The 3,433-nt window shown below is 60.3% G+C and carries 1 protein-coding gene; it reads left to right on the top strand.

Annotated features, from left to right (window positions below):
- On the top strand, nt 1–3,322 hold a 3,322-nt coding region (locus AADJ04_RS17745; protein WP_341240426.1), incomplete at its 5' end, for a response regulator.
- Nucleotides 3,323–3,433: the final 111 nt, after the last annotated feature.

Raw genomic sequence — 3,433 nt, 5'->3', positions numbered from 1 at the left:
CCTGGATGTAGACGTGCCTGCTGCTGCGGTGGTGGAAGAGACGCCACTGCTGGAAGAGCCTGCTGTGTTCGAAGAACTGCCAGCGTTGGATGAGGTGCCCGCTTTGGACTTCGGCGCTACCGTTGAGTCTGCACAAGAAGCACCAGCGATTGAGAGCGAGCCTGAAGAGGTGCCGCTCTCGGTCTATGAGCCTGATGCCCTGACGGAACCCGTGCCTGAAGCGCCGTCTGTCATCACCGACGCGATGGAGGTTGAGGCGACTCAGCCAGAGACTACATTGGAGTCTCCAGCCGAAGAGGAACCGGTGAGCGAAGAGGCGGTCAAGGTCATTGAAACCTTGCGTATTGGCTTGCCGCTGTACAACGTGTACCTGAATGAAGCGGACGAGTGGTCGCGTCGTTTGGTCACCTGTCTGCAGGAATGGGCTCTGGAATTGCATGAGCCTTTGCCTGACACCGCAGTCGCGCTGGCCCACTCTTTGGCTGGCAGCTCTGCTACCGTGGGATTCACCGCCCTGTCCGAAATGGCACGAGTGCTCGAACACGCACTGCAGCATGTTCAGCTGGCACCGCAGGGCAACGAGGAGCAGGTGTCGGTGTTCATGGCTGCGGCTGATGACATTCGCCGCTTGCTTCACCAGTTCGCCGCAGGCTTCCTGAAAGAGCCCAACCCTGAAGTGCTGGATGCTTTGCGCCAGATTCTGGAGACAGAAGTCAGCAGCACGTTGTCGCCTGCTTACGACGATTTGATGGAGGATTCTGCGCCTGAGCCCGAGGGGCTGGAGGCATCGGAGTCTTTGGCGGAAGCAGAGAAGCCAGAAGAATTGTCCACGCCTGTCGTTTCGCAGGAGCCAGCGGTGGCTGCCCCAGTGGCTCGCGCTGTTGCGCCCGCGCTATCGGTGGTCAAGCGCGATGCGGCATCCCTGGTGGGTACTGACGTGGACGACGACATTGACGTTGTGGACGTCATCGATCCCGACCTGTTCCCGATTTTCGAGGAAGAGGCTGCCGAATTGCTGCCCCAATTGGGTGGTGCACTGCGCCAGTGGGCAGCTCGTCCAGAAAATCTGGGTGCCCGCAGCGAAGTCTTGCGTGCCTTGCACACACTCAAAGGTAGCTCGCGTTTGGCAGGCGCCATGCGCTTGGGTGAAATGGCGCACCGCCTCGAATCTGCCATTGAGCAGATTGACGTGGAGACGGTCACCATCGACCAAGTGGAACCTTTGCTTGCGAGCTTCGACAATCTGGAAGCAAACTTCCAGACTCTCAGCGCCCATGCAGGTCAAGACCCCAGCGCAGGTGTAGAGGCAGAAGCAGTTCAAGGTTTCGTGGAACCAGTCGCTGCGACTGAATCCGTGTCGTCTCAAGGCGGTTCAAGTGCTGCCCCATCCGTAACAGCTGTGCGTTTGCCTGCTCCGTCGCAACTGGCCCCGCTGCGTGTTGCGGCCAACCAGTCAGTGCGTGTGCGTGCGCAGTTGCTCGATCGCTTGATCAACCAGGCGGGTGAGGTGATGATCAGCCGCTCGCGTTTGGATGTACGGCTGGGACAGTTCCGCAGCTCGCTCAATGACCTGTCCGGCAACTTGGATCGCCTGCGTCAGCAGTTGCGTGACATCGAAGTACAGGCCGAGTCGCAGATGCAATCGCGCATGGCGCTGGCCAAGGACTCTGCCGCAGGTTTCGACCCGCTGGAATTTGACCGTTTCACCCGTGTGCAAGAGTTGACCCGCATGATGGCCGAGTCGGTGAACGACGTAGCGACAGTGCAGCGCAACTTGCAACGCGCCATGGAAGGTGCGGAAGACGATCTGATTGCCCAAGGCCGCCAGGCACGGGAGCTGCAGCGCGATCTGCTGCGTACCCGTATGGTGGAGTTCGAAGGCATTGCGGAGCGCTTGTACGCTGTGGTCCGCCAATCGTCCAAGGAAACCGGCAAGCAGATCAAGCTGGACATCACCGGGGGCTCCATTGAAATGGACCGGGGGGTGCTGGACCGCATGACACCTGCCTTCGAGCACTTGCTGCGTAACTGCGTTGCCCACGGCATCGAAGAGCCTGACGTGCGGATGGGCGCTGGCAAGCCAGCCACCGGAACCATCACGGTGGGCCTGCGGCACGAAGGCAACGACGTGTCGGTGGAGTTCCGCGACGACGGAGCAGGCCTGAACCTTGCCCGAATTCGTGAAAAAGCCGTTGCGCAAGGTCTGCTGCAAGCAGATGACGAGCTCAGCGACGACGTCGCAGCCAACCTGATCTTCATGCCGGGCTTCAGTACCGCGACCGAAGTGACTGGTTTGTCTGGCCGGGGTATCGGCATGGACGTGGTTCGTTCCGAAATCAATGCCTTGGGTGGTCGCATCGAAACGTCTACCCACGCCGGGCAAGGCACGGCCTTCCGGATGGTGCTGCCACTGACCACCGCTGTGACGCAGGTGGTGATGTTGCGCGCCGGTGAGTTGGCTGTGGGTGTGCCCGCCAATCTGGTGGAAATCGTGCGTCGTACTTCGGCCCAGGACCTGGAAGAGGCTTACCGCACCGGTTATTTTGACGATGGTCTGGAGAAAGTGCCTTTCTTCTGGTCTGGCGCGCTGCTGCAGTCTTCTGCCCGCAGCAACGAGCCTGCAGGCAAGACCCGCCCGGTGGTGATCTTCCGAAGCGCTTCGCAGCGTGTGGCCATGCACGTGGATGAAGTGCTGGGCAACCAGGAAGTGGTGGTGAAGAACCTGGGTCCACAACTGTCCCGTTTGCCAGGCCTGGCAGGTATGTCGGTGCTGGCTTCGGGCGCAGTGGTCTTGATCTACAACCCTGTGGCCTTGGCTACGGTGTATGGCGATCAGGTGCGTGCCGCCAGTGCCGGTGTGTCCATGCTGGCGGAAACCGACAGCCCCGATGCACCGAAGGCTCCCACGTCTTCGATGCTGTCGGGCCCCAGCCAGGTTCCGCTGATTCTGGTGGTGGACGATTCCATCACGGTCCGTCGTGTGACGCAGCGTTTGCTGCAGCGCGAAGGTTACCGGGTGTCGTTGGCTGCCGATGGCCTGCAGGCGCTGGAGCGTTTGCAGGAAGAGCGGCCCACTGTGGTTCTCTCCGACATCGAAATGCCCCGCATGGATGGCTTCGATCTGGCCCGCAACATACGTGCTGACAGTGCGTTGCGCGATCTGCCAATCATCATGATCACCTCGCGTATCGCTGAAAAGCACCGCGAGCATGCGATGGAACTGGGTGTGAACCACTACCTGGGCAAGCCCTACTCGGACGAGGAGCTGCTGAGCCTGATCCAGCACTACGCACGCCTGGCGGCCGCTACCGCAGAGGTGTGAAGTCAAGGCTGCCAAGTGCAGTCTTGATAGCCCAAAAAAAAAGAGCGCCCCTCAGGGCAATGCCAGTCAGTTAAGAGCTGACTGGCATTTTTTCGTTGGGAATTTGGAAGC

This window comes from uncultured Acidovorax sp. (genome assembly GCF_964021665.1).
Classification (GTDB): Bacteria; Pseudomonadota; Gammaproteobacteria; order Burkholderiales; family Burkholderiaceae_C; genus Acidovorax; species Acidovorax temperans.
The sequence above is the reverse complement of the archived record's forward strand: the minus strand, read 5'-3'. Positions and strand labels throughout refer to the sequence as shown.